Here is a 25,353-nt window from a genome sequence, read left to right as displayed (position 1 = left end):
ATCCCGGTGCCACCGCCCTTCGGTATTTGGGAGTGTTCGGAGAATGCTCTGGGGCGTTACAGAACCTTCTCCAGGAATGACCTGATGCGCGGGTTGGTGTTGCTTTCGGAGAAGAACTCTTCCGGCGGCAGGTCGGCGGCGATCGTGCCGCCGTCGATGAACACCACGCGGTCGGCCACCTTGCGGGCAAAGCCCATTTCGTGTGTGACCACCACCATGGTCATGCCGTCGGCGGCGAGGCCGGCCATGACGTCCAGGACATCGTGGACCACTTCGGGGTCCAGGGCGCTGGTGGGTTCGTCGAAGAGCATCACCTTGGGGTTCATGGCCACGGCGCGGGCGATGGCGATGCGCTGCTTCTGGCCGCCGGAGAGCCGGTTCGGGTAGACGTGCGCCCGGTGGGTCATGTTGACCTTTTCGAGCAGTTCCATGGCCCGCGCTTCCGCGTCTTTTTTGCTGAGCTTCAGCACATCCATCTGCGGAAGCATGACGTTTTTCAGGGCCGTCATGTTGGGGAACAGGTTGAACTGCTGGAACACCATGCCCATGCGGGAGCGCAGGCGGTCCAGGTCCACCTTCGGCGCCAGGAGGTCCTCGCCGTCGAACACCACATGGCCGGAGGTGGGCGTCTCGAGGAGGTTCAGGCAGCGCAGGAAGGTTGACTTGCCGCCGCCGCTGGGACCGATGACGGCGACAACTTCGCCCGGCTCGATGGTGAAATCGATGCCCTTGAGGACGTGGTGGTCACCGTAGGACTTGGTGATCTCTTTCGTTTCCAGGAGTGCCATTAGATGTAAACCGCCATCTTCTTCTCGATTGCGTTTGCGGCCAGGCCGATGATGTTGGTGAGGACGTAGTACACCAGGCCGATGAAGACGTACACGGTCAGTGCATCGAAGGTGCGGGAAATGATGGTCTGGCCCACCAGGAACAGTTCGCTGATGGTCACGAAGGACACCAGAGCGGAGTTCTTGGTCAGGGACACAAACTCGTTGCCGAGCGGCGGGAGCATGCGCAGGAAGGCCTGCGGGATGATCACGTGGCGCAGCGCGGACGCGGAACTCATGCCGCAGGACCGGGCGGCTTCCATCTGGCCCTTGTCCACGGACTGGATGGCGCCGCGGACGATTTCCGTGACGTACGAGCCGCTGTAGAGGCCCAGGGCCAGGATGCCGGCCACCATCGGCGAGAGCTGGATGCCCAGCTGCGGCAGTCCGAAGTAGATGAAGAACAGCTGGACGATGAACGGCGTGCCGCGGACCACGGAGACGTACACCTTGCCGATCCAGCGGATGGGCCGGAGGTGCGAAAGCTTGGCGAAGCCGCCCAGCATGCCGAACAGCAGGCTCAGGGCGAGCGAGAGGGCGATGATCTGCAGCGTGGTGCCCAGGCCCTGCATCAGCGGGCCCCAGGAATTGGTGATCGAGGCGACGTTGAAGATGCTGCGTTCCTTGGCGGGGCCGGTGGCGGTGCTGGTTTCGTCGCCGAACCACTTGGTGGAGGCCTTGGTGAAGTCGCCCGAGTCCTGCATGCCCTTCAGCGCCGTGTTGAAGGCCTCGCGGATGTCCGAGTCGGTCTTCTGGAACGCGAACCCGTAGTTCTCGTTCGTCAGGCGGTCGCCGACCTGTTTCAGGCCGCCCTGCTCGTGGATGAAGTACCGGCCGCCGGGCTGCCCGGTGACCACGGCGTCGGCCTGGCCGAGCTTGACGGAGGAGAACATCTGGTCGTTGGTCTGGACCTGCACCAGCTCGGCCTGGGGCTGGTTCTGGCGCAGCCACTCAACGGACTTGGTGCCCACCTGCACGGCAACCTTCTTGCCGGCGAGGTCGGCCAGCGACTTGACGGTGTCGTTGGACGTGGAAACGAACATGCCCAGGCCGCCGGGGTAGTAGATCTCGGAGAAGTCCACCACCTTGGCCCGCTCGGGGCTGATGTAGATGGCGGAAGCGCCGACGTCGATCTGGTTTGCCTGCAGCGCCGGGACGATGTTGCCGAACGGCATCTGCACGAACTCGACGTTCTTGATGCCCGCTTTGGCAGCGAGGTCCCGCACAACGTCGATGTCGAAACCGATCTTGGTGCCGTTGGCATCGGTGAATTCGAACGGCGGGAAGGAGGCGTCGGTGCCGACCTTGAGGGTGGTCTTGCCGGAGCGCAGGTCCGCCATCTTGCCGGCCGACGGGGTGGCCGGCGTCGTCTCGGCCTGGGCTGCCGGCGCGGCCAGCCCCAGCAACGCGGCAAGGAGGGCGGCCGTCGTGGCAGCCCATCCGAATCGCGAGAATCGGTTCTTCATGTGTGCTCGTTTCTGGGGAGGGGAGGCGGGCTTCCGGCTACGCATGCCGGTGCCCGGATCGCTCTGTGGCGATCGTGTGGATGAGGCGTGCGGCCGTGCGTGCCGTGCGGGAGTCGATGTCGAACCTGGGGTTCAGTTCGACGACGTCGACGGCGGCGAGCTTGGGGGAGCGCGCCAGTTGACGGCATACGTCCAAGACGACGGAGAGGGGAACCCCGTACGACGCCGGCGCGCTGACACCGGGAGCGACGTACGCGGGGAGGACGTCGAGGTCGATGGTCAGGTAGACCACGTCCACGGAATCCATGAAGTCCTGCGTGAACTGCCGGACCTGCTCGGTCCTGGACTCGGTGCATTCCTCGTCCAGGAGGTATTTGACGCCAAGCTCCCGAGCTGTCTGGAACAGGGCCTCGGTGTTGCCGGGCTGGCTGATGCCCACCACCGTGTAGCTGAACCCGTGGCCCAGGGCACGCTCGGCCTCGGCCACCTGCCGGAACGGCGTGCCAGAGGACGGGATGGCCTCCGCCCGGAGATCGAAATGCGCGTCCAGGTTGATGATGCCGATCCGGCGTCCATCGGTGACCTGGCTGGCGCGGAGGCCCGTGTACGTGCCAAAGGCGGTTTCGTGGCCGCCGCCCAGGATGATGGGCAGGTGGCCCGCGTCCAGGGCCTGGCGGACGGCCGCGCCGAGACGCTCCTGGCCGTCCTCGAGGTTTCCGTCCACCACGGCGGTGTCGCCAAGGTCATGGACCAGGAGTTCCGCCGGTGCCGCCATGGGTGCCAGGGCGGAGCGGATGCTTGCGGGACCGTCGACGGCGCCGACCCGGCCTTTGTTCCGGCGGACACCTTCATCGCTGCGGAATCCAAGGATGGCGATTCCCGTGATGCCGGCCTGGGCCGTGTTCACTGCGTGGTGCCAGCGCCGGTGCTCGGGGCCGGGACCGTCGTCGCGGCCCGTCCACGTGTGCTGGATGGTGGGGTTGGTCATCGTGATCCCTCTCCGTGTCCGAGCGCCAATGCGGCGTCACGGGTGCTTGCTATGAGTTGCTTTTCGCGCCGGACCGCACGGTCCGCCGGAGCCATGGTGCTGACGGCACCCAAAAGCCGGCCGCCGTCGTCGAACACGGGGAAACTGACGCCCCAGACGCCCGCATCCACCGCCCCGTAGCTGAGGCCGAAGCCGCGGCCCTGGACGATCTGGAGCTCGTGGTTCAGGTTGTCTGCGTCCTCCGCGCCCAGTCCGAGCCCGGCCACGATCCTGCTCTGCTCCTGGGGGTCCAGGTGCGCCAGCAGGGCCATGGCGCTGGCGCCCTTCAGCAGGGGAAGCGAGCGGCCCGGCGAATAGCTGCAGCGCAGCATCTGAGGGCCTTCGATGGCATCCACGCACAGTGCCTCCGCACCGCGGACCACCAGATACGCGGCCAGCTCCTGGGTTTCGTCTGAGAGCAGCTGTAGCTGCTCCGAGATGCGGCCCTTGACCATGGCTTCCTGGTGGAAGTTGGCGGCGAGGCGCAGGGTTTCCGGGCCGGCGCTGTACTGGCCTCGGCGCCTGGTCTGCGCCACCAGCCCGGACTGCACCAGCAGTGCCAGGTGCCGGTACACGGCGCTGGCGGGGATGCCCGTTGTTTTGCTTATCTGGGCTGCAGTCAGGGTCCGGTGCCGCGCGAATTCGAGCAGGATGTCGACGAACCGTGAGGCGTTGCCTTCCGATATCACGGAATGGCTCGGATCTGTATGCATAAGAGCGACGTTAGTGGCTGGCATCACAGACGGCCTTAATAAGTTCCCATTAAATGGGAATTTACTTTCCGCCGGGTGGGAATGACCCGGGGAACGCTTGGGGAACGGTCGCGACCTACCGTTAAGTGAAAAATCTGAAAGGAGGTGAGAACAATGGCAGACCACTATGCCTCAGGAACCTGGCAGGTGAAGCAGGGCAGCGAGCAGGAATTCATAGACCGGTGGACCGAGTTCCTTCAGTGGTCCCGGGCGAACTACCCGTCGATCCTGGTGGCGAACCTCATTCGTGACCGACGTATCCCTGGTCATTATGTTTCGTTCGCGGAGTGGACCGACGAGGCGTCCCGGGACGCGTGGAAGCAGAACCCGGGTTTCATGACCCACTTCGATGCCTGCGTTGCGCTGTGCGAGCACATGAGCGGTGCTGATTTCGACCGGGTAGCGACCGTGTAAGTTCTGAGTCAGGTTGCCCGGCGCGCGGCCGCGAGCGCCCGCATCGCGCCGAGTTGCTCGAACGCAATGGCAGAGTCGTCCAGCAGGTGCCGGTCAGCCGACCCGCCCGCGCCGGCCAAAGCGGCCTGCAGCCGGCAGCGGGCGGACCAGAAAGGCTGATGGGCCCTTTCGTAGAGGCTCGCCGCGGATAGGAACCGTTCGCGTGCCCCGCCCGCGTCCGCGTCGGTCAGCGCCAGGGAACCGCGGGCAGACTCGGCCATGGCAGTCCACGCCGAACTTTGGAAGGAGTGCCCAACCCGCTCGGCCGCCTGGGCGAATACGGTTGCGCCCGCCCTGTCGCCGAGCGCAGCGAACGCTTCGGCCGCCATCGGATACAGCAGGGCCGTGCACGTCGGACATTCGCCGTAGCGCGCCGCTGTCGCCGCCGCGGACCGGACTACGCGGACTGCCTCGGCCGGATCGCGGCGCTCCAGCGCGTCCAACGCCGCTGTCGCATAGAGCCGGCCCCACGCGTGCCGGGCCAAGGGCGACACCACGGCGATCGCCATCCCGTGACGAAGGTACGTCGCCGCCGCGATGCTATCGCCTCGCATTACCGCGAGTTCGGCGAGCCGCTGCCAAGGCAGCGCACCGGAACGGGCATCGAGCTCAGCGTACAACTCAGTGCTGCGCTCCAGGCACCCCGCGGCCTCATCCCAGCGCCCCTGCAACAGGAGTGATTCCCCGAGCAGGCACCAGGCGAACGCCTGAGCGTGGCGCGCACCCCGGTCGATGGCCAGCGCCAGCGTGCCGCGGGCATAGTCTTCGACCGTCTCGCACAGTCCGTCCCCATACAGATGGTATTCACCTATGCAGCAATGGAATTCGAAGATCCTTCCCAGCCGCGGATCCTCGTCGCCCACATCACCCAGCCGCTCGATCTCGGCCTGAAGACCAGGCCGCCATGCTCCGCGCATATGACAGATGATGGCGAGTGTTTCCTGCACCGCGGCGATGTCCTCGCCGGTTCCGTGGACCGCGGCCGCCGCCAGGCTAGCCTCCGCTGCGGATTGTGCTTCGTCGTAGCGCCCCACGGACCACAGCCAATTCGCGCGCGCCTCCATAACCCGCGCCTTCTCGGCCTCGTCTTTCCTGCCTGCCAGCAGGCCCTCGGCCGCCCGTAAGTGACTCTCCGCGGCAGCCGCGTCCTGCATCATAAGGTGGGCCTGCGCGGCTTTGCGGTGCAGCCGGGCCGACCGGTGATTGGCGCTGGAACCGCGCAGGCGCGCAATCGCCGCAACGAACGCTGCGACCGCACCCTGAAAATCGCCCGACACCAACCGCAGGCCACCGACCTGCTCCAACAACTCGCTGGCCAGCTCAGGCTCCGACGACAGGCCTGAGCGGATCTGCTCGAACAGCCGTTCCGTAGCAGGGTCTGGCTCGATGCCTAGTTCCTGGTCCAGCGCTGCGCGCAGGCGCTCGTGTTCCTGCATCGCCTCGTGTCGCCGGCCCGCCAGAGCGTGCACCCGCATCAACGCGGCACCTGCCTCCTCGTGGACGGGGTCAGCTGCAATGACCCGCCGCAGTGCCGATACGGCGCCGTCGAAGTTGGCGCGGGCCTCCAACAAGCGTGCCTGTTCCACCAGCAGAGCGAGGAAATCCGACCGGAGCGACCCCTCCCTGGTTATTGCCCAGTCCTCATATCGGTCCTCCGGCAGGAGATCCCCGTCGTACAGTCCGATCGCAGCCGCATACGCGGCCGGGTCGCCGGTCCGGCGTGCCCGCAAAGCCGCAGCCTCGAACGCCTCAACATCCACCCACGTCGACTCACGGTCCAGCCGGAGCTGCTCGCCCGAGATGAGGTATCGGTCCAATGCCGACAGACTCGGATCCAAGACGAGGCGGGCCTCGTGGACCACCTTGCGAAGCTGACCGCCGGCCGCATCCGGGTCCAACCCGGGCCACAGATAATCCAGCACCTGCTCCCGCTGCAACCGGTGACCCGGTGCCAACGCCAGAAGTTTGACCACGGCCTTGGCCTTACGCAAACGCCACTCGCCATCCGGGATGTCCCGCGAACCCACCGACACGCGGAAGCCGCCAAGCAACCGAATTCGAACCTCGCCCTCGACCAACGCCGTCACGCTTCCAGAATCCCACCACCACGCTGTCAATGACAGGGCCGGCTGCGAGCCTTCGGCGGCGGATCGGGAAAGGACCCGCCTAGCTGCCGAGCCGCTGGTACGAACGACGACGGCGGCACTGAAGCGCGCCGCCGTCGTACGTTGTGTTTAAGCCCGCCCGAGGCAGCCTAGGTTAGCTTGATCTGGCGGTTCATGTCCTTGTACAGCAGGTAACGGAACTCGCCGGGACCGCCGGCGTAGCAGGCCTGCGGGCAGAAGGCGCGCAGCCACATAAAGTCGCCGGCCTCCACCTCAACCCAGTCGTTGTTGAGCAGGTACATGGCCTTGCCCTCCAGGACGTACAGGCCGTGCTCCATGACGTGGGTCTCCGGGAACGGGATGACCCCGCCCGGCTGGAACGTCACAATGTTGACCTGCATGTCGTGGGCCAGGTCGCTGGAATCCGTGAAGCGGGTGGTCTTCCAGGCGCCGTTGGTGTCCGGCATGGCGGTGGGCTCCACCTCGGCATCACTGGTGACGAAGGACTTGGCCTCGTAACCTTCGAGCCGCTCGTAGGCCTTGCGGATCCATTGGAAGGAGACAATGTCGTCCGAGACGTTCTCCAGGCCCCAGGTGGAACCGGCGGCCAGGTACGCGTAGCCGCCTTCCTCAAGCTGGTGGAGTTCGCCGTCGAGGGTCAGGTTGACCTTGCCCTTGGTGACAAAGACGACGCCTTCAACACCGGGCTCAAACTCGGCCTTGGGGGCACCGCCGCCGGGGCCGATCTCCACGATCAGCTGCGAGAACGTGGTGGCAAACCCGGAGATCGGGCGGGCCAGGATCCAGGAGCGGGTGTTGGAGAAACCCGGCAGGGTGCTGGTCACGATGTCGGTCATAACGCCCTTGGGGATGACCGTGTAGGCCTCCGTGACGATGGCCCGCTCCGTGGTGAGGTGCGTCTGCGGCGGCAGCCCGCCCTGGGGGTAGTAGTACTTGCCCATCATTGGATCCTTACTTCGAAGTGGTGTGTGCCAGCCGCGGGTGCGCCAGTGCGGTCAGCTGGGAAGGTTCGACGCCGGCGAGCGCCTGGACCTCTTCGGTCCCCACCGCGCCGCACTGGACGCCGCGCAGGACGAAAGCGGCCAGGGCACGTGCGGTGGCGGGTTCGTCCATGACCCCGCCTTCGGTGCGTTCGACATAGTTGCGGAGGCGCGCCGCGGCGGCCGGGAGCCCCTCGCGGTAGAACGCATACGTGGCGGCGAAACGGCTGGGCAGCTGCGCGGCATGCAGGTCCCAGCCCTGGTAGTAGCCGCGCTCCAGCGAACGGCGGACGAGCCGTCCGTGCAGCTTCCAGGCATCCTCGACGGCGTCGCCCACCGGGATGATGTTGGTGGAACCGTCGGACAGCCGGATGCCCGTGCCGGCGACGGCCAGCTGCATGACTTCCTTGGCGAAGTCCGCCACCGGGTGCTCCATGGACTGGTACTCGGCCGAGATCTGCAGCGACGCGGAGTAGTCGTAGGTGCCGTAGTGCAGGGCGCTGATGCGTCCCGGAACCACGTGCGGCAACTGCGCCATCGGGGAGGTGCCTTCCGGCCCGAGGATCAGCTGCGGCGTTTCCACCTGCACCTCGAAGCGGAGCCGGCCGGCGGGAAGCCCGTGGACCTCCTCCAGCCGGGACACTGCGAAGTCCATCGCCTGGACCTGGGCCACGGTACTGACCTTGGGCAGGGTCAGGATGAGCCCGGCAGGAAGTTCGCCGGCCTGCGCGAGCGTGGAGACAAACAGGTCAAGGGTCTTCAGGCCGCGGGCACGGGTGGGCGACTCGAAGCACTTGAAGCGGATGCCGATGAACGGCGGCGCGGTGCCGGCGGCAACTGCCGCGGCCACCGCGTTGGCAGCCCCAACCGCTGCCAGGTCCTCTGCCTCATCGCCGCGGTCGCCGAAGCCGTCCTCGAAATCGAGGCGCAGGTCCTCGATCGGTTCCGTGTGCAGCTTGGCGCCGACCCGTACGGCGACGGCGGCAGCGAGCTCCGACTCCTGGCCCAGCAACGCCCCGAGCTTCTCGAGCCCGCCGTGCGCCTCTGCCGTCGTGAGCGCCTCGGCACCCCAGTCGGCAGCGAACGACGGCGTGAAACGGTCCGCCGGAACGTACACGGTGTGCACGGGCTGGCGAGTGCCGTCGTCGCCCGGGTAATTACGTTCCAGCAGCTGGTCGGTGGCGGCCAGCTGTGTGTCGATGGCGGCGAGGTCCGCCGCGGAGAGCGACGGCGTGGGGGAGACCGCCATGACTCAGCCCACCAGTTCGTAGGCCGGAGTGGTGAGGAAATCCGTGTAGTCCTCGGACAGGCAGATCTCGGCGATCAGCTTGCTGGCCGGCTGGTAGTACAGGCGGAACGCCTCGTCGCCGAATTCGGTCCGGAGCCGTTCCGTTTCCTCGCCCAGGATCTTTTCGACCAGTTCGCGGGTGACGGTGTTTCCCGTGTCGGCGAGGACGGACTTGTTGCGGATCTGCTGCCATACCTGCGAGCGGGAGATCTCGGCGGTGGCGGCGTCCTCCATGAGGTTGTGGATGGCAACGGCGCCGTTGCCGGAGAGCCAGACGGCGGTATAGGCGACGGCGACATACAGGTTCAGCCGCAGCCCGCCTTCGGTGACCTGTCCGTCAGCCGAGGCGATGTCGATCAGCTGGTCAGCGGTGACCGAAACTTCGGGGCGCTGCTTGTCCAGCTGGTTGGGGCGCTCGCCGAGGACGGCGTCGAACACCTCGCGGCAGGTGGGGACCAGATCCGGGTGGGCCACCCAGGAGCCGTCGAACCCGTCTTTGGCCTCGCGGGTCTTGTCCGCGCGGACCTTGGCGAAGGCTGCTTCGGTGACTTCGGGGTGGCGGCGGTTGGGGATGACGGCGGCCATGCCGCCCATGGCGAAGGCGCCGCGCTTGTGGCAGGTCTGCACCAGCAGCTCGGTGTAGGCCCGCATGAACGGAGCAGTCATGACCACCGAGGCGCGGTCCGGGAGCACAAATTCCTCGCCGGCGTCGCGGAAGTACTTGATGATGCTGAACAGGTAGTCCCAGCGGCCGGCGTTGAGGCCCGAGGCGTGGTCCCGCAGTTCGTAGAGGAACTCGTCCATTTCGAACGCGGCCGGGATGGTTTCGATCAGCATGGTGGCGCGGACGCTGCCCTGGGGGATTCCGAGGAAGTCCTGCGCGAACACGAACACCTCGTTCCAGAGGCGGGCCTCGAGGTGCGATTCCATCTTGGGCAGGTAGTAGTACGGGCCGTGCCCGTTGAGCAGCAGCTGCTTGGCGGTGTGGAAGAAGTGCAGGCCGAAGTCCACCAGCGCACCCACGGCGGGTTCGCCGTCGATCAGCAGGTGCCTTTCCGGCATGTGCCAGCCACGCGGACGGGCCACGACGACGGCGAGCGGAGCGTCGGTGCGGAGCGTGTATTCCTTGCCATCGGGCGAGGTGTAGGCCAGGGTGCCGGTTGCGGCGTCGCGCAGGTTCAGGATGGCGTCGATGACGTTGGGCCACGTGGGCGTGCTGGCGTCCTCGAGGTCCGCCAGCCATACCTTGGCGCCGGAGTTCAGGGCGTTGATGGCCATCTTGGCCGGGGTGGCCGGGCCGGTCATTTCGACGCGGCGGTCCTGCAGCGCGGCGGGCGCCTCGGCGACCGTCCAGTCGCCGTCGCGGATTTCCTGCGTCTCCGGGAGGAAGTCCAGGCGGCTGGTGCGGGCGACGCCGTCGCGCTTGGCCTGGCGGGCCTCGAGCAGCTCGTTGCGCGTGCCGGCGAAGCGCCTGTGGAGCTCCTCGACGAAGGCCAGTGCTTTCGGGGTGAGGATCTCTTCGGCGCGGGCGACCGGCTGGCGGTCTGTAACAGTGATAGCCATATTCGTAAGTCCTTTTTTCTAGAGAGCGCGGGCGGCGTGAGCGGCGCCCGCCACTGCGGCAGCCACATCGGCGGCTACATGAGGATCGAAGACGCTGGGGATAATGTAGCTCGCGTTGAGCTCGTCGTCAGCTACCCGGTTGGCAATGGCGTCTGCGGCGGCCACCAGCATCTCCGGCGTGATGTCGCTCGCGCCGGCGTCGAGCAGGCCCCGGAAGAAGCCCGGGAAGGCCAGCACGTTGTTGATCTGGTTGGGGAAATCGCTGCGGCCCGTGGCCACTACGGCGGCGTGCTTGGACGCAATGACAGGGTCGATCTCCGGGGTCGGGTTGGCCATGGCGAAGACGATCGCATTCTCAGCCATGGCGGCGACCTGCTCTTCGCCGATCACGTGCGGAGCGCTGACACCGATGAAGACGTCGGCACCGGCCATGGCCTCGTGCAGCGTTCCGGAGAAGCCTTCCTCGTTGGTGTTCGCGGCAATCCAGGCGCGGTGCTCGTCGTCGTACTGCTCGCCCGAGTGGATGGCGCCGGAGCGGCCGGCGGCAACGATGTGCTGCGCGCCCTGGGCCTTGAGGAGCTGGATGATGGCCGAGCCTGCGGCGCCGACGCCGGAGACAACAATGCGGACCTCGGAGAGCTTCTTGTCCACTACCCGCAGGGCGTTGTGGAGAGCTGCCAGGGTGACGATCGCCGTACCGTGCTGGTCGTCGTGGAAGACGGGGATGTCGAGTTCATCGCGCAGGCGCTTCTCAATTTCAAAGCAGCGCGGCGCTGCGATGTCCTCAAGGTTGATGCCGCCGTAGACGGGCGCCATGGCCTTGGCGATCATGATGATTTCCTCGGTGTCCTGGGTGTCCAGGCAAACCGGCCAGGCGTCGACGTTGGCGAACTGCTTGAACAGGGCGGCCTTGCCCTCCATGACGGGCAGTGCCGCGGCGGGGCCGATGTTGCCCAGGCCCAGGACGGCCGATCCATCGGTGAGGACGGCGATGGTGTTGCGCTTGACGGTCAGGTTGCGGGCGGCCGACGGGTCCTCCGCGATGGCCAGGCAGACGCGGGCGACGCCGGGCGTGTAGGCGCGGGAAAGATCGTCGCGGTTGCGCAGGGCCACCTTGGGGACCACCTCGAGCTTGCCGCCGAGGTGCATCAGGAAGGTGCGGTCCGAGACGTGCTGGACCGTGACGCCGTCGAGCGCGTTCAGGGCGTCCTTGACGCGTGCGGCGTGGTCGTCGTCGGTGGTGTTGCAGGTGACATCCACAACCAGGGTGTCGTGGTGGGATTCCGTGACGTCAAGCGCCGTGATGGCCGCGCCGGCCGCGCCAACGGCGGCAGCGAGCTCACTCGTGGCGGTGAAGCTCGACGGCGCCGCGACGCGCAGGGTGATCGAATTTCCGGGGCTCGGGTTCGCCATTGAATTTCCTCCTCGTTGGGTCCGTTCCCGGACCGCTCGTGCAACCGAATGTTTTCGTATTATGGATATTATTATCTGCAAAGTGGAAATGCAACCCCCTGGCGGTCATGTTTGGGGACATCGCCTGGGGCCGGGTTGTGCTGTATGTTGAGTGTTCTAAGCATCTTTTTTCACGATGTGGATAAGAGATGTCAGAATCTGAGCCATAGGAGACAACGGAATGGCTGAAAAAGCCTCCGGAGGCGTGCAGTCCGTCGAGCGCGTCTTCGAACTGCTGGAACTCATCACAGACGCGGGCGGTGACGTGACGCTCAGCGAGCTCTCCTCCTCCACGGATCTGCCCCTGCCCACCATCCACCGCCTGCTGCGCACGTTGGTCTCGCTTGGCTACATCCGCCAGCTGCCCAACCGCCGTTACGCACTGGGTCCCCGGCTGATCCGGCTTGGCGAAGCCGCCAGCAAGCAGCTTGGAGCCGTGGCCCGCCCGCAGCTGAAGAACCTCGTGGACCGCCTCGGCGAAACCTCCAACATGGCCGTGCTGGACTCGGACATGGTCATCTACGTGGCCCAGGTGCCGTCCATGCACTCCATGCGCATGTTCACTGAGGTGGGCCGCCGCGCCCACACGCACGACACCGGAGTCGGCAAGGCGATCCTGGCCCAGCTCGACGACGAGGTGGTGCGCGGCATCGTGGCCCGCACCGGCATGCCCACCCCCACGGCCAAGAGCATCGGCGACATTGATGCCCTCCTTGCCGATCTCAAGCTGATCCGTGAACGCGGCTACTCCATTGACGAGGAAGAGCAGGAGCTCGGCGTGCGCTGCTTCGCGATGGCCGTGCCCAACGCACCCACCCCTGCCGCCATCTCGGTCTCCGGGCCGATCAGCCGCGTGGACCAGAGCTTCGCCGACCGTGCCGTGCCGCTGCTGCGCCAGGCCGCGATGGCCATCTCGGCGGAACTCAACCAGAACTGAGTTTCCCTCCCCGCGAGGTGGCAGATGACGGCAGTGTTCACGTTGGAACACTGCCGTCAACTGTCATTTGGACGGGGTTAGTGCTCCGCGGACGTCTTGAGCGGGACTTCCTTGCCCTCTGCGTCGATGAGCTTGCCGCCCTCGTAACGGTCGCCGTCGGCCAGGCATTTCAGGTCAGCCTCGGTGACCGCCCGCGCGGTGCCGGCCACAAACACTGACTGGTTGTCCGAGTTTCCGGCCTTTAGGTGGTTGAAAAGCAGGTTCAGCAGGATGGCCATGACGGCGGCCGAGCTGATGCCCGAGTGGAAGATCGTGGAGAACCAGGACGGGAACTGGTCGTAGAACTTCGGGGCCGCAATCGGGATCATGCCAAAGCCAATGGAGGCGGCCACGATGACCAGGTTCATGTTGTTTTTGTACTCCACCTTGGCGAGCGTGCGGATGCCGCTGGCGGCCACCGTTCCAAAGAGTACGACGCCGGCGCCGCCCAGGACGGGTGTCGGAACCGCTGCGACCACCCGGCCAAGGATGGGCAGCAGGCCCAGGATCACCAGGATGAGCCCGCCGGCACTCACCACGAAGCGGCTCTTGATGCCCGTGATCGCCACGAGTCCCACGTTCTGGGCAAAGGCGCTCTGCGTAAACGAATTGAAAAGCGGCGAGATGGCGCTTGACAGCATGTCCGCCCGCAGGCCATCGCCGATGCGGCGTGAGTCCACCTTGGTGTCCACGATCTCGCCGACGGCGATGATGTCCGCCGAGGTCTCGGTGAGCGTCACCAGGATGACAATCAGCATCGAAATGATCGCCGCAATCTCAAAGGTCGGCATGCCAAAGGCGAACGGCGTGGGGAAGGCAACAACGTCGCCCTGGCCCACTTTGGAGAAATCCGCCATGCCCGTGAACAGCGCGATCACGGTGCCGATCACCATGGCCAGCAGGATGGACAGGCGGGAGATGGCGGCGTTGCCCACCTTGCTCAGCAGCAGGACGATGCCCATGGTGGCCGCGGCGAGGCCGATGTTGGCCACGCTCCCGTAGTTCTCGGCCTTGGCGTTGCCGCCCATGGCCCAGTTGGCGGCGACCGGCATCAGCGTCAGGCCGATCGTGGTGATGACCGTGCCGGTGACCACGGGCGGGAAGAACTTGATGATCTTGGAGAAGAGGGGCGTGATGGCCAGGCCGATCAGGGACGCCACAATCACCGAGCCGAAGACGGCCTGGATGCCGCCGCCGCCCTGCACGATCGCCACCATGGTGGAGACGCCGGCGAACGAGACACCCTGTACCAGCGGCAGTTGCGATCCGAAGAACGGGATGCCCACGGTCTGCAGGATGGTGGCGAGGCCGCCCACAAACAGGCAGGCCGCGATGAGCAGGCCGATGTCCGTGGCGGACATGCCGGCCGCCGCTCCGATGATGAGCGGCGGGGCGATGATGCCGCCGTACATGGTCAAAACGTGCTGGAAGCCGTACGCGAACGTGCTTCCGATGGAGAGGCGCTTGTCCTCGGGGCGGGCCGCGGAACTGGTCGACGCGGGGCGGGATTTCTTCTTGAAGTTCACGGCAGACTTTCTTGGTTCATGGCAGACGTCTTTGTCTGGCTAACGTGGTCTGGCTCTAGGGAATGTTGGTGCCCGGCCCCGGAGTTTTTGGGCAGATACAGCGGGTTTAAGGGTCCTGAAATCGCTTTAAGTGGACAAAAAACTCCGAGGCCGGGGCGGGGTGGCAGGTGGATCAGCAGAAGCCGGCGATGCCGTTCCAGGCGGCAGGGGCCGTGCCTGAGTTTTCGCGCTGGACCGTGGCCTCGATCAGGCCGTAGGGGCGGTCCGCGGCGAAGAAGACCTCGTTGGGGTTGTCGAGCCCGAACGGGCTGAGGTCAACCAGGAAGTGGTGCTTGTTGGGCATCGAGAACTTGATCTCGTCCACTTCGCCGTGTGCTTCCAGGACCTTCTTGCCCATGTCGAACAGGGTCTGCTGCAGGGCGTGGGAGTAGTTCTCCGTGAAGCCCTCAAGCAGCAGGGCCTTGATGTCCTCGTAGCTCTTGTTGAAGTCCGTGGCCGTGTGGTCCAGGCCCGTGCTGTAGCGCCAGCGGGCGGAAACATCCGTGGCCAGGATGCGGTCCGTGGTCTCGGGCAGGGTGGTGTACTTGTCTCGCGGGTAGCCCACAAAGCCGGACTGGGTGGTCTTCAGGACGGTCAGGTCCTTGAGCCCGGAGATCAGATGCGTGGTGTTGCCGTCCCGGACCACGACGGCGGTACGGACTTCCTGCCCGTTCCGGACAAAGCTGTGGTCGTGTTCGGAGCCGTGCGACTGGATGCGGTCCCAGGTGTAGGACTCGGCTTCCCAGCGGCCGCCCGTAACCCAGTCGAAGCCTGACGTGAAGTGCTCGCTGAGGCGAAGAAGGAAGGCCTCGGGGGAGCCAACGCCCGCCCTGGCGAAGGCGTAGATGGTGTTCTTCTGGGTGTCCGTGGCGACGACGTGGGCGTTGTCGCCTTTGAGGTGCGCAGCCTCGAAATCGCCGCGCAGCTGCGAGGTGACGTTCAGGTCTTCGATCTGGTGGCGGTCGGTGTCGCGGGTGACTTTGACGACGCGGACTTCTGCCTTGCCGTACTGGTTGTCGCCGAGGACGATTTTGTTGCTCATGGTCATATCCCAACTTCTACGAGGTGGAACCTTCAAGGTCCACCAACGAAATTAAGCGCGTATTTCCAACGCGTTTCTGGTGGAGCCGACCCAACAAAAAAGAGCCGGCATCCATTGATGCCAGCTCATTACGACCCTGCCTGCTGCTCCCAGGTTACGTGACCTGCGCCACGAAGTGAAAAAAGCGTAGCCCACTCTTGCCAGTGGTGTACATCACTTCCGGGGAATTGTTATGTACTTTCCGATTGTGACCGAGAGCCTCCCCGGCCATTGACGAACCAAGCGGTGGCCGTCTAGGCTATTTCACATAGCAAAAGTTCTTTTCCACCTTGCGGAAATATCATGCCAACCACCTCGGAGGAGGATCAGATGTACCAGCAGGACACAAAGCCGGTCGCACCGGAGCACACAGCGGCACCCGCCGTCCAGGAGTTCTACCTCCCCCTCGGAGGCGGAACCGATCCGGACTTCTATCTGCCGGCAGACCGGGAGCATGTTCCGGGCCGCTTCTCGCGCTGGGTCAGCGGCCTGCCGGGCTTCGGTGGCCAACGCCGGTAACGAGGCTGACGACACGCATCTCCGCTGGCGACGCGCATAAGGCCTGGCGACACCCGAATTCGGGTGTCGCCAGGCCTTATGCGCGTCGCTGGGTACTAGGCGTGTCGCCAGCGTCAGTGCCGGTGAGGAAAGGCCTAGCCGTTCACGAGCTTTCGCGCCGCTGCCGAGTGCTCCGCGATGAGCCCCGCGACGTCCAGGCCCGGAATCTGCCCGTCCACCACGCGCCATTGCCCGCCCACCATCACGCGGTCCGCGCGGTCGGCGCCGCACAGCAACAGTGCCGCAATGGGGTCGTGGCTGCCGGAGAAGCGAAGGTCGTCGAGGCGGAAGAGTGCCACGTCGGCCTGCATCCCCGGGGCCAGTTGGCCGATATCAGAGCGCCCCAGCACGGCCGCCGAGCCCCGCGTCGCCCAGCCAAGGGCCCGCTCCACGGGAACGGATGCCCCGTAGCGCAGCCTCTGCAGGTACAGCGCCTGCCGGGCCTCGAGCATCATGTTGGAGGCATCGTTCGACGCCGATCCGTCCACACCCAGCCCCACCGGCACCCCGGCGGCCTCAAGTTCCAGCACGCGGGCGGTGCCTGACGCGAGCCGCATGTTCGACGTCGGGCAGTGCGCGACGGCGGTGCCCGCGGCTCCCAGCCGGGCGATCTCGTCGTTGTTGAAGTGGATGCCGTGGCCCAGCCAGGTGCGGTTGCCCAGCCAGCCGACGCTTTCCAGATAGTCCACGGTGCGCAGGCCGAACATCGACTGGCAGAAATCCTCCTCGTCGACGGTTTCGGCGAGGTGCGTGTGCAGCCGGACGTCGAGCCGCTCGGCCATCAAGGCGCTCTCGGCCATGATTTCCTTGGTCACCGAGAACGGCGAACACGGGGCCAGCGCAATCTGGATGACGGCGCCGTCGCCGCGCTCGTGGTACTTCGAAATGAGGCGTTCGCTGTCCGCCAGGATGACCTCCGGCCGCTGCACGGTGGACTGTGGCGGCAGGCCGCCGTCGTCCGTTCCCAACGTCATGGAGCCGCGCGTGAGCGTGGCCCGCATGCCCAATTCGCGTACGACGCCGACCTCCACGTCGATTGCGTCCTCGAGTCCCGAGGGGAACAGGTAATGGTGGTCGGCTGCCGTGGTGCAGCCGGAGAGCAGCAACTCGGCCAGGGCCACCTTCACCGCGAGTTCCAAGCTGTCCGGAGTCAGGCGCGCCCAGACTGGGTAGAGATTCTGCAGCCACGGGAACAGCGGGGCGTTGGCCACGGGCCCCCAGGCGCGGGTAAGGGTTTGGTAAAAGTGGTGGTGCGTGTTGATCAGGCCCGGCAGCAGGACGTGCGCGGAAGCATCGAAGACGGAGGAGCAGGGTGCGGACGGCTGCCCGCCGGCCGGAACAACCTCGGCGATGATGCCGCCGCTGACCACGATGCCGTTGCCCGCGTCGAGCCCGTTGGCGGTGAAAACGGCGATCGGGTTCCTGATCCATAGCCTGGACGGGGATGGGACGGTGGATGGGACCGGGGCCGGGGAATGCGGGTGGGCCATGGATGGCTCCTTGTCTGGTCGGCAATAAATGCGTTCCAGCTCAGTTAGGCCCTGTCTGCTGATCCAGGATGCCGGGCTGCCCATGGGTAGCCGGTGGCAATCAGCGTAGGACGCATGCGGAAGCGCGTCAATGTGACCCGTTCGAAACAAGAATTTCACATCACGAAATTAAGTTTCCAGAAACTATGGCGCTGATCACAGATCCGGTGCTAATCTCGATCTTGCCAAAGGCGGGCACCCGGACTCCGGGAAGCTATCTACCAGGCGAACCTTCAAAAGCACATGCTGAAGCCTGGTAGCCATATCACTGGCGCGTCCCCGTCTCAGGGTTACTGGGCTTCCTTGCCACTAAGGAAGTCGCACAATGAGCACAACCGTCACGGCCGAACATTTTCTGGCCGCATCCATAAAACTGGCAACAGCCAACGTCCTGAACAGCGGCGGCCCGTTCGGCGCCGTCGTTGTCACCGCGGATGGCCACGCCTTCGAAGGCGTCAACCGGGTCACCGCCACGAACGATCCCACGGCCCACGCCGAGGTCACCGCCATCCGCAATGCCTGCCGCGAACTCGGCACGTTCGATCTCAGCGGAGCCACCCTCTACACCAGCTGCGAACCCTGCCCCATGTGCCTGGCCTCGGCCCTGTGGGCCCGGATCGGCAACGTGGTTTTCGCCGCAGACCGGCACGACGCCGCCTCCGTGGGCTTCGACGACGCCGTCTTCTACGAGTACTTCGAGAACGAGGACCGGAATGCACTGATGCCGGTCGCCAAGCTGGAACTGGGCGACCCCCAGGCTCCCGGCATCCTGGAACCGTTCAACACCTGGAACACGCTCGATTCCAGGATTGACTACTAGGATCCGGTGGCTGACATGACAATCCTGGACCCCGCAGAAATGCGAACCGCAGCTGAAAAGCAGGCTGCGCCCGAAGGCGCAGAGCACACGGCGGCACCCCGGCCCCCGGCGTCGAAATCCTTCCTGGATAGTTTCTTCCAGATCACCAAGCGTGGCTCCACGCTGGCGCGCGAATTCCGCGGCGGCATTGTCACGTTCTTCACGATGGCCTACATCGTGATCCTCAACCCGCTGATCCTGGGCGGTTTCTCGGCCCAGAACGCCCCCACGGACGTCGCCGGCGGCTGGCTCTCGGCAGCGCAGGTGGGGGCCGTTACCGGGCTCACCGCCGGCGTTATGACCATCGTGTTCGGCCTCGTCGCCAACCTGCCGTTCGGGCTCGCAGCGGGCCTGGGCATCAACTCGTTCCTGGCAGTGGCCGTCATCCAGGACGTCACCTGGCCCGAAGCCATGGGCCTGGTGGTCATCAACGGTGTCCTGATCGTCATCTTCGGCGCCACGGGTGCCCGGACGGCGATCTTCAAGGCAGTCCCCAAGGAACTCAAGGCTGCCATCACCGTCGGCATTGGCCTGTTTATCGCCTTCATCGGCTTTGTGGATTCCGGCTTCGTCCGCCCCACCAAAGGCGGCCCGCCGGTCCAGCTCGGCAACGACGGCTCCATCACCTCCATCCCCACCCTCGTCTTCATCGTCGGTCTGTTGGTCATGGGAATCCTCGTGGCCCGCAAGATCCAGGGCGGCCTCCTGATCGGAATCGTCGCCACCACAGCCCTCGCCGCCGTCGTCGAGGCCGCCATGCATATCGGTCCCGGCAGTGCCGACAACCCCGGCGGCTGGCACCTCAACGTACCCGTGCTCGCCGGCCAGCTGGTCTCCGCCCCGGACTTCAGCCTGGTGGGCCAGTTCGATCTCTTCGGCTCGTTCTCAAGGATCGGCGGCCTCGCGGCAACCATGCTTGTGTTCACCCTGGTCTTCACCAACTTCTTCGACGCCATGGGCACCATGACCGGCCTCGCCAAGAGCGCCGGAGTGGCGCACAAGGACGGCACGTTCCCCAGGCTGAAGTCGGCCTTCATCGTCGAAGGCATGGGCGCAGTGGTGGGCGGCGGAACGTCCGGCTCATCCAACACCGTCTACATCGATTCCGCGGCCGGTATCGGCGAAGGTGCCCGCACCGGCCTGGCCTCCGTGGTCACCGGCGTGCTGTTCCTGGGCTCGATGTTCTTTACGCCGCTGACCTCGGTGGTACCGCTCGAGGTTGCAGCCTCCGCCCTGGTGGTAGTGGGCGCCATGATGATGGCACAGATCCGCGAGATCAAGTTCAGCAAGTTCTCGATCGCGCTGCCGGCCTTCCTGACCATCGTCACGATGCCGCTGACCTACTCGATCGCCAACGGCATCGGCGTCGGATTCATCTCCTTCGCGGTCATCAGCGCTGCGTCCGGCAGGGGCAGGAAGGTCCATCCGCTCATGTGGGTGGTCACCGCGGGCTTCATCATCTACTTCGCCCGGGGACCCATCAACGCCCTGCTGGGCGCGTAGGCCCCGGCGTAACCGCCCATTCGGGCGCCTCAAACGGCGGTCCATCCGCACCCACCGCATCGAGTAGGCGTCCGCCGCCGTGGTCCGCAGCACCGGAACCCACGACGGCGGGCGGCGGTGGAGTGCGGCTGCGCCGTCACGGACCGGGGCGGGATTAGAGGCCCCGCCCCGGTCCCCTCAAACAACTCCCCTGACTTTCCCTCTACACCCAGCAAGGAATGAGATTATGAGGCAAGACCGCGCACTGTTCCGGACAGGCTTCCCGTCCGGAACCTCAGTGGTAAAGGACGTGTTGCCATGCTGGACCTAATACCTTCACTGGGAGGCTGGCGGCCCGCGGTCTCCGGCCAGCGCTGCGCCGTCGCCACCATCGTGGCCGCGGGCGGCTCCGTGCCCCGGCCTCTCGGCACCTCCATGCTTGTGTCGGAATACGGGGACGTCCTCGGCAGTCTCTCTGGCGGCTGCGTGGAAGGCGCCGTGGTGGACGCCGCCCTTGAGGCCATGCGCGACGGCGGCAGCCGCCTTGAGTCGTTCGGCTACAGTGCCGAGGACGCGTTCGCCGTCGGACTCTCCTGTGGAGGAGAACTGGAAGTCCACATCCAGCCGCTCGGGTCATCGCTGGAGGCCATGGACCTCGCCATGCTGAACAACTTGGCGGGCCGTCACTCCACCGCTGCCCTGGCACTGATCCGCAGGCTCGACGCCGGCGGGGGAGCCGTCGTCGTGCAGGATCCTGTGCGGTTCCGCGCCATGGAGTCCCCGGAACTTGCCCGGCTGGTGGGGGATCATCCCGCCACTGTTTACGCGGCAGCCGCCCAGCTCGAGCCGCTGCTCCAAGGCGGCCGCGCCGGTTTGGTCCGGGTGGCACCACCCGACGGCTGCTCCGACAGCCGGGACCAGACCCACCCCGAACCCATCACCCTGTTCGTGGAAAGCCGGCTCCCCGCCGCGCGCATGCTGATCTTCGGCGCCAACGACTTCGGCGCCGCGCTGCTCCCGGCCGGGAAGCTGCTGGGCTATGACGTCACCTTGTGTGATGCCCGGCCGGTTTTTTCGAACCAAAGCCGCTTCCTCGCCGCCAACCAGGTGGTCACTGACTGGCCGCACCGCTACCTTGCCGCAGAAGCAGCCGCAGGACGCGTGGACGGCCGCACCGCGGTGTGCGTGCTGACCCACGACCCCAAGTTCGACATCCCGCTGCTGGAAACCGCGCTCGGCCTGGGCCTCGCCTATGTGGGCGCCATGGGTTCGCGGCGCAGCCACCGCCAGCGCATCGACGCGCTGCTCGCGGACGGCACGCCGGCGGAAGCGCTGGAGCGGCTCCACTCGCCCATCGGCCTGGATCTGGGCGCGGTCACCCCGGCCGAAGTCGCGGTGTCCATTACGGCGGAGATCATCGCCTCCCGTGGCCGGGCCGGACGGGGCAGCACCACGCCGGCGCCGCTCAAGGCATCCTCGCTCAAGGACGGCAGCGGCCCCATCCACCCCACAACGACACCCCGTGCTGCGAGCAAACCCCGCACGCACGAACCCCGCCAGGAGAACCCATGGACATGAACACCATCGAGGCCGTCGTGCCCACGACGGACCCCTCCGAATGGCGCGACGGCGATGCCTGGCTGGCGGGCGGCACGGTGCTGTTCTCCTACGGGAGTACCGTCCTGAAGCGGCTGCTGGACCTTGGCCAAGCGGGTTGGCCCGCCGCTACCGTGAGCGATGCAGGGATTGAACTGGCCGCCACGTGCACCGTCGCGGAGCTCTACGCCCTGCCGGGTTCGGACGAAGTTGCCGGCAGGGAGTGGCCGGGCCTGGACTTGTTCCGTCCATGCTGCGACTCCTTCGTGGCATCGTTCAAGGTCTGGAACATGTCCACAGTGGGCGGCAACCTGTGCACCTCGCTCCCGGCCGGGCCCATGATCTCGCTCTGCGCAGGGCTGGACGCCACGGCCACCATCCTCGGCCCCGGCGGCGGCAGCCGCACGGTCCCGGTGGCCACGTTCATCACCGGGGACGGGCAAAACAGCCTGGCACCCGGCGAGCTCCTGCGCAGCATCCACCTGCCGGCGTCGTCATTGGCCGCGAAAGTGGCCTTCCGGCGGCTCTCGCTCAGCAACCTCGGCCGTTCCGGGGTGCTGCTGATCGGACGGCGGGATGCTGACGGCGGCCTGGTCCTCACCGTCACCGCCGCCACCAAACGCCCCGTGCAGCTGCGGTTCACCGCTGCCAAGATGGCGGGCCCCGCGGCCTTGGCGGCCGCCGTCGGGAAGGCCATCCCGGCGGAGCTGTACCACGACGACATCCACGGGCTGCCCGAATGGCGCCGGGACATGACCCTCCGGCTTGCCGAGGAGATCCGTGCGGAACTGCTGGAGGAACGGCTCACCGTGTCGGGCGATTTCTGGGCCGGCCGGCCGCACGCCTTGTCGCCGCAGCCGAGCGCGCAACCCGAAACAGCACAGAACAAGCAGCAGAAGGAGGCCTGAGCATGGCAATCGAAATCAACGGCACCGCCACCCCGGCCACCCCACGCCCCGGCCAGTGCCTGCGCACGTTCCTGCGCGAGCAGGGCAACTTCGGCGTCAAAAAAGGCTGCGACGGCGGCGACTGCGGTGCCTGCACCGTCCACGTGGACGGCGCCCCCGTACACAGCTGCATCTACCCGGCCGTCCGCGCCGACGGCAAGGCGGTCACCACCATCGAAGGGCTCGCCGGGACGTCCGGTGCAGCGGGAGGTGCGCTGCACCCCGTGCAGGAGCAGTTCCTGGCCGAACAGGGCTTCCAGTGCGGCTTCTGCACCGCCGGCATGATGATGACCGCAGCCACCTTCGACGACGAACAGAAAGCCAACCTGCCCCGCAGCCTCAAGGGCAACCTCTGCCGCTGCACCGGCTACCGTTCCATCGCGGACGCAGTGTGCGGGATCCGCGGCAAGCACAATCACGACGACGGCGGCGCGTCAGGTGGCGCCGCCCGTCCGGCTGCCGGAGCCGGCACCACCGCCCCCAGAACCACGGCAGCCCGGGCCGGGCAGCTCGGCGACAACGTGCCCGCCCCGGCGGGCCTCGCCGTCGTCACCGGAACCGCCCGCTACACCCTGGATGTCCCGGCTGACGAGCTGGAAGGCCTGCTGCACCTGAAGCTGCTGCGCTCACCGCACGCGCACGCACGGATTGTTTCCATCGACAGGACGGCCGCGCTTCAGGTGCCCGGCGTCGTCGCGGTCTTCACCCACGAGGACGCCCCGGCCCAGCACTTCTCCACCGCCCAGCATGAGCTCTACACGGACGATCCCGACGACACCCGCGTCCTCGATGACGTGGTGCGGTTCATCGGCCAGCGTGTGGCCGCCGTCGTGGCCGAATCCGTGAGTGCCGCCGAGGCCGGGGCCCGCGCCCTGCAGGTGGAATACGAGCTGCTGGACACTGTCTTCAGCCCGCAGGAGGCCATGCTCCCCGGCGCCCCGGCACTGCACGGGGACAAGGACGCCGTGAAGGCCCGGATCTCGCGGCCGCGGCAGAACGTCGTGGCCGAGCTGCACTCAGAGCTGGGCAGTGTGGCGGACGGTTTTGCCGCTGCCGACTTCATCCATGAGCACACGTACAGGACTCAGCGCGTGCAGCACGTCGCCCTGGAAACGCACTCCTCCATCGCCTGGCTCGACGAGGAAGACCGCCTCGTGGTCCGGACCTCCAGCCAGGTCCCGTTCCTGGTCCGGCGCACGCTGGGCCGCGTGTTCGACCTGCCGGAGGAACGCATCCGCGTGGTGGCCGGACGCGTGGGCGGCGGCTTCGGCGGCAAGCAGGAAGTGCTCACCGAGGACCTCGTTGCCCTCGCCACGCTCACGCTGCGCCGGCCTGTGCAAGTGGAGTTCACCCGCACGGAGCAGTTCACCGCCACCACCACGCGGCACCCCTTCGCCATCAAACTCAAGGCCGGGGCCAGCAAGGACGGTCTCCTCACCGCGCTGCAGCTGGACGTGGTCACCAACACCGGCGCCTACGGCAACCACGCCCCCGGTGTGATGTTCCACGGCTGCGGCGAATCGCTGGCCGTGTACAAGTGCGCCAACAAGAAAGTGGACGCGCATGCCGTCTACACCAACACCGTGCCGGCCGGGGCCTTCCGTGGCTACGGGCTGAGCCAGATGATCTTCGCGATCGAGTCGGCCATCGATGAGCTGGCAGTCGGCATCGGCATGGATCCCCTGGAATTCCGGCGCCGGAACATGGTGCGCGAAGGCGATGACATGCTCTCCACCAACCCCGAGCCCGAGGAGGACGTCCACTACGGCAGCTACGGCCTGGACCAGTGCATCTCCCTGGTGCGTGATGCCCTGGACCGCGGCCAGCAGCGCTACCGCGATGCCGGGCTCGACGACCTCGGTCCGGACTGGGTCACCGGGGAAGGTTCCGCGCTGTCCATGATCGACACCGTCCCGCCCCGCGGCCACTTTGCCGACACCCGCGTGAGCCTGCTTCCGGACGGCACGTTCGCGGCCGACGTCGGGACCGCCGAATTCGGCAACGGCACCACCACGGTGCACGCGCAGCTGGCCGCGACGGCACTCGCCACCACGGCGGGCAAGGTGGCCGTGCGGCAGTCCGATACCGACCTGGTGGAGCACGACACCGGTGCGTTCGGTTCGGCCGGGACGGTGGTGGCCGGCAAGGCCACCCTGATGGCGGCTACCGAGCTGGCCTCCCGGATCGTCACCGTCGCCGCGGCGCTGACCGGCGTGCCGAGGACCGAATGCGTGCTCGACGACGGCGGCGTGGACTGTGCCGGACGGCGGGTTCCGCTCACGGACATCCACGACGCCGCGCGGGACCAGGGCGTGCAGCTCGCCGTCGAGGGCCACTGGGACGGGACGCCGCGATCAGTGGCGTTCAACGTCCACGGGTTCCGGGTGGCGGTCAACACCGGCACGGGGGAGCTGCGGATCCTGCAGAGCGTGCAGGCAGCCGACGCCGGCGTGGTGGTGAATCCGCGGCAGTGCCGCGGCCAGATCGAGGGCGGCATCGGGCAGGCGCTGGGCGCTGCATTGTATGAGGAGGTCCGAGTGGACGACGTCGGCCGGGTCACCACGGACATCCTGCGGCAGTACCACATCCCGTCCTTCGCGGACGTGCCGCGCAGCGAGGTCTACTTCGCCTCCACCAACGACCAGGTAGGTCCGCTCGGGGCGAAGTCCATGAGCGAAAGCCCGTTCAACCCGGTGGCCCCCGCCCTGGCCAATGCGATCCGGAACGCCACGGGTGTCCGGTTCGCGGAGTTGCCGATCGGCCGGGACAAGATCTACCTGGGTTTGAAGGAAGGAGTGCCAGTTCCGTCCCGATAAGACCAACGCG

General features: G+C 66.5%; 20 protein-coding genes. 8 read left to right on the top strand and 12 right to left on the bottom strand.

Annotation, left to right across the window (positions count from 1 at the left end):
- Window positions 1-56 precede the first annotated feature (56 nt).
- From ASG77_RS02585 to ASG77_RS02570, 4 genes are read right to left on the bottom strand one after another with little or no spacing between them, the layout of a single operon-like run.
- Window positions 57-788 (bottom strand): amino acid ABC transporter ATP-binding protein, encoded by a 732-nt coding sequence (locus tag ASG77_RS02585; RefSeq protein ID WP_056340782.1) that lies wholly within the window; start codon window positions 786-788, stop codon window positions 57-59.
- Window positions 788-2,293 (bottom strand): ABC transporter substrate-binding protein/permease, encoded by a 1,506-nt coding sequence (locus tag ASG77_RS02580; protein ID WP_056340778.1) that lies wholly within the window; start codon window positions 2,291-2,293, stop codon window positions 788-790. Before ASG77_RS02580 ends, ASG77_RS02585 begins: the two co-directional genes overlap by 1 nt.
- 37 nt (window positions 2,294-2,330) lie before the next feature.
- On the bottom strand, window positions 2,331-3,281 hold the full coding sequence (gene hutG / locus ASG77_RS02575; RefSeq protein WP_056340774.1) for a formimidoylglutamase: 951 nt from the start codon (window positions 3,279-3,281) through the stop codon (window positions 2,331-2,333).
- On the bottom strand, window positions 3,278-4,033 hold the full coding sequence (locus ASG77_RS02570) for an IclR family transcriptional regulator (RefSeq protein ID WP_056340771.1): 756 nt from the start codon (window positions 4,031-4,033) through the stop codon (window positions 3,278-3,280). The genes hutG and ASG77_RS02570 overlap by 4 nt, the downstream gene beginning before the upstream one ends.
- Before the next feature lie 153 nt (window positions 4,034-4,186).
- Between ASG77_RS02570 and ASG77_RS02565 the strand changes: the two genes are divergently transcribed.
- Complete coding sequence (locus tag ASG77_RS02565) at window positions 4,187-4,486, top strand: antibiotic biosynthesis monooxygenase family protein (RefSeq protein WP_056340768.1); 300 nt, start codon at window positions 4,187-4,189, stop codon at window positions 4,484-4,486.
- Between the two features lie 8 nt (window positions 4,487-4,494).
- Here ASG77_RS02565 and ASG77_RS02560 read toward each other — a convergent pair whose 3' ends face one another.
- The 5 genes from ASG77_RS02560 to ASG77_RS02540 all read right to left on the bottom strand — a co-directional run bounded on the left by ASG77_RS02560 (window position 4,495) and on the right by ASG77_RS02540 (window position 11,895).
- Window positions 4,495-6,558, bottom strand: a complete 2,064-nt coding sequence (locus ASG77_RS02560; RefSeq protein WP_200950613.1) for an AfsR/SARP family transcriptional regulator — start codon at window positions 6,556-6,558, stop codon at window positions 4,495-4,497.
- Window positions 6,559-6,779: 221 nt separating this feature from the next.
- Window positions 6,780-7,592 (bottom strand): bifunctional allantoicase/(S)-ureidoglycine aminohydrolase, encoded by an 813-nt coding sequence (locus tag ASG77_RS02555; protein ID WP_056341567.1) that lies wholly within the window; start codon window positions 7,590-7,592, stop codon window positions 6,780-6,782.
- 10 nt (window positions 7,593-7,602) lie between these two features.
- On the bottom strand, window positions 7,603-8,880 hold the full coding sequence (locus ASG77_RS02550; RefSeq protein WP_056340765.1) for a DUF6986 family protein: 1,278 nt from the start codon (window positions 8,878-8,880) through the stop codon (window positions 7,603-7,605).
- Window positions 8,881-8,883: 3 nt separating this feature from the next.
- Window positions 8,884-10,482 carry a malate synthase A gene (aceB, locus tag ASG77_RS02545; protein ID WP_056340762.1) on the bottom strand — a complete coding sequence of 533 codons (1,599 nt, stop codon included), beginning with the start codon at window positions 10,480-10,482 and terminating at the stop codon, window positions 8,884-8,886.
- Window positions 10,483-10,500: 18 nt separating this feature from the next.
- The gene (locus ASG77_RS02540) at window positions 10,501-11,895 is read right to left on the bottom strand and encodes an NAD-dependent malic enzyme (RefSeq protein WP_056340759.1); all 1,395 of its coding nucleotides are present in this window, start codon (window positions 11,893-11,895) and stop codon (window positions 10,501-10,503) included.
- A gap of 220 nt (window positions 11,896-12,115) precedes the next feature.
- Between ASG77_RS02540 and ASG77_RS02535 the strand changes: the two genes are divergently transcribed.
- On the top strand, window positions 12,116-12,871 hold the full coding sequence (locus tag ASG77_RS02535) for an IclR family transcriptional regulator (RefSeq protein WP_056340756.1): 756 nt from the start codon (window positions 12,116-12,118) through the stop codon (window positions 12,869-12,871).
- Window positions 12,872-12,948: 77 nt separating this feature from the next.
- Here ASG77_RS02535 and ASG77_RS02530 read toward each other — a convergent pair whose 3' ends face one another.
- On the bottom strand, window positions 12,949-14,436 hold the full coding sequence (locus tag ASG77_RS02530; RefSeq protein ID WP_056340754.1) for a nucleobase:cation symporter-2 family protein: 1,488 nt from the start codon (window positions 14,434-14,436) through the stop codon (window positions 12,949-12,951).
- Window positions 14,437-14,608: 172 nt separating this feature from the next.
- Entirely contained in the window at window positions 14,609-15,523 is a 915-nt protein-coding gene (gene pucL, locus ASG77_RS02525; protein WP_181037298.1) for a factor-independent urate hydroxylase, read from the bottom strand.
- A gap of 336 nt (window positions 15,524-15,859) precedes the next feature.
- Here pucL and ASG77_RS02520 point away from each other — a divergent pair, with 336 nt between their 5' ends.
- Window positions 15,860-16,075: a hypothetical protein gene (locus tag ASG77_RS02520; RefSeq protein WP_442854229.1), complete on the top strand. Its 216-nt coding sequence runs from the start codon at window positions 15,860-15,862 to the stop codon at window positions 16,073-16,075.
- A gap of 134 nt (window positions 16,076-16,209) precedes the next feature.
- Here the strand turns inward: ASG77_RS02520 and ASG77_RS02515 are convergent, their stop codons facing one another.
- Window positions 16,210-17,604 carry an 8-oxoguanine deaminase gene (locus ASG77_RS02515; protein WP_056340749.1) on the bottom strand — a complete coding sequence of 465 codons (1,395 nt, stop codon included), beginning with the start codon at window positions 17,602-17,604 and terminating at the stop codon, window positions 16,210-16,212.
- A gap of 364 nt (window positions 17,605-17,968) precedes the next feature.
- Between ASG77_RS02515 and ASG77_RS02510 the strand changes: the two genes are divergently transcribed.
- The 5 genes from ASG77_RS02510 to ASG77_RS02490 all read left to right on the top strand — a co-directional run bounded on the left by ASG77_RS02510 (window position 17,969) and on the right by ASG77_RS02490 (window position 25,343).
- Window positions 17,969-18,463: a nucleoside deaminase gene (locus ASG77_RS02510; protein ID WP_056340747.1), complete on the top strand. Its 495-nt coding sequence runs from the start codon at window positions 17,969-17,971 to the stop codon at window positions 18,461-18,463.
- A 15-nt stretch (window positions 18,464-18,478) separates the two neighbouring features.
- The gene (locus ASG77_RS02505; protein WP_235564311.1) at window positions 18,479-20,005 is read left to right on the top strand and encodes an NCS2 family permease; all 1,527 of its coding nucleotides are present in this window, start codon (window positions 18,479-18,481) and stop codon (window positions 20,003-20,005) included.
- A gap of 297 nt (window positions 20,006-20,302) precedes the next feature.
- Window positions 20,303-21,562, top strand: a complete 1,260-nt coding sequence (locus ASG77_RS02500) for an XdhC family protein (protein WP_056340741.1) — start codon at window positions 20,303-20,305, stop codon at window positions 21,560-21,562.
- Window positions 21,553-22,488: an FAD binding domain-containing protein gene (locus tag ASG77_RS02495; protein WP_056340738.1), complete on the top strand. Its 936-nt coding sequence runs from the start codon at window positions 21,553-21,555 to the stop codon at window positions 22,486-22,488. Before ASG77_RS02500 ends, ASG77_RS02495 begins: the two co-directional genes overlap by 10 nt.
- A gap of 2 nt (window positions 22,489-22,490) precedes the next feature.
- Window positions 22,491-25,343 (top strand): molybdopterin-dependent oxidoreductase, encoded by a 2,853-nt coding sequence (locus ASG77_RS02490; protein ID WP_056340735.1) that lies wholly within the window; start codon window positions 22,491-22,493, stop codon window positions 25,341-25,343.
- The last annotated feature ends 10 nt before the right edge of the window (window positions 25,344-25,353 follow it).

The sequence above is a fragment of the Arthrobacter sp. Soil762 genome (assembly GCF_001428335.1).
Taxonomy (GTDB): domain Bacteria; phylum Actinomycetota; class Actinomycetes; order Actinomycetales; family Micrococcaceae; genus Arthrobacter.
Note: the sequence above shows the minus strand (reverse complement) of the source record. Positions and strands in the feature narration are given on the sequence as shown.

Bases quoted from the DNA above. Each gene is read 5' to 3' on its own strand.
- ASG77_RS02510 (WP_056340747.1), top strand. From the start codon at position 17,969: ATGAGCACAACCGTCACGGCCGAACATTTTCTGGCCGCATCCATAAAA.
- ASG77_RS02585 (WP_056340782.1), bottom strand. From the start codon at position 788: ATGGCACTCCTGGAAACGAAAGAGATCACCAAGTCCTACGGTGACCAC.
- ASG77_RS02520 (WP_442854229.1), top strand. From the start codon at position 15,860: ATGCCAACCACCTCGGAGGAGGATCAGATGTACCAGCAGGACACAAAG.
- ASG77_RS02505 (WP_235564311.1), top strand. From the start codon at position 18,479: ATGACAATCCTGGACCCCGCAGAAATGCGAACCGCAGCTGAAAAGCAG.
- pucL (WP_181037298.1), bottom strand. From the start codon at position 15,523: ATGACCATGAGCAACAAAATCGTCCTCGGCGACAACCAGTACGGCAAG.
- ASG77_RS02535 (WP_056340756.1), top strand. From the start codon at position 12,116: ATGGCTGAAAAAGCCTCCGGAGGCGTGCAGTCCGTCGAGCGCGTCTTC.
- ASG77_RS02490 (WP_056340735.1), top strand. From the start codon at position 22,491: ATGGCAATCGAAATCAACGGCACCGCCACCCCGGCCACCCCACGCCCC.
- ASG77_RS02515 (WP_056340749.1), bottom strand. From the start codon at position 17,604: ATGGCCCACCCGCATTCCCCGGCCCCGGTCCCATCCACCGTCCCATCC.
- ASG77_RS02570 (WP_056340771.1), bottom strand. From the start codon at position 4,033: ATGCATACAGATCCGAGCCATTCCGTGATATCGGAAGGCAACGCCTCA.
- ASG77_RS02550 (WP_056340765.1), bottom strand. From the start codon at position 8,880: ATGGCGGTCTCCCCCACGCCGTCGCTCTCCGCGGCGGACCTCGCCGCC.
- ASG77_RS02580 (WP_056340778.1), bottom strand. From the start codon at position 2,293: ATGAAGAACCGATTCTCGCGATTCGGATGGGCTGCCACGACGGCCGCC.
- aceB (WP_056340762.1), bottom strand. From the start codon at position 10,482: ATGGCTATCACTGTTACAGACCGCCAGCCGGTCGCCCGCGCCGAAGAG.
- ASG77_RS02540 (WP_056340759.1), bottom strand. From the start codon at position 11,895: ATGGCGAACCCGAGCCCCGGAAATTCGATCACCCTGCGCGTCGCGGCG.
- ASG77_RS02555 (WP_056341567.1), bottom strand. From the start codon at position 7,592: ATGGGCAAGTACTACTACCCCCAGGGCGGGCTGCCGCCGCAGACGCAC.
- ASG77_RS02565 (WP_056340768.1), top strand. From the start codon at position 4,187: ATGGCAGACCACTATGCCTCAGGAACCTGGCAGGTGAAGCAGGGCAGC.
- hutG (WP_056340774.1), bottom strand. From the start codon at position 3,281: ATGACCAACCCCACCATCCAGCACACGTGGACGGGCCGCGACGACGGT.
- ASG77_RS02495 (WP_056340738.1), top strand. From the start codon at position 21,553: ATGGACATGAACACCATCGAGGCCGTCGTGCCCACGACGGACCCCTCC.
- ASG77_RS02500 (WP_056340741.1), top strand. From the start codon at position 20,303: ATGCTGGACCTAATACCTTCACTGGGAGGCTGGCGGCCCGCGGTCTCC.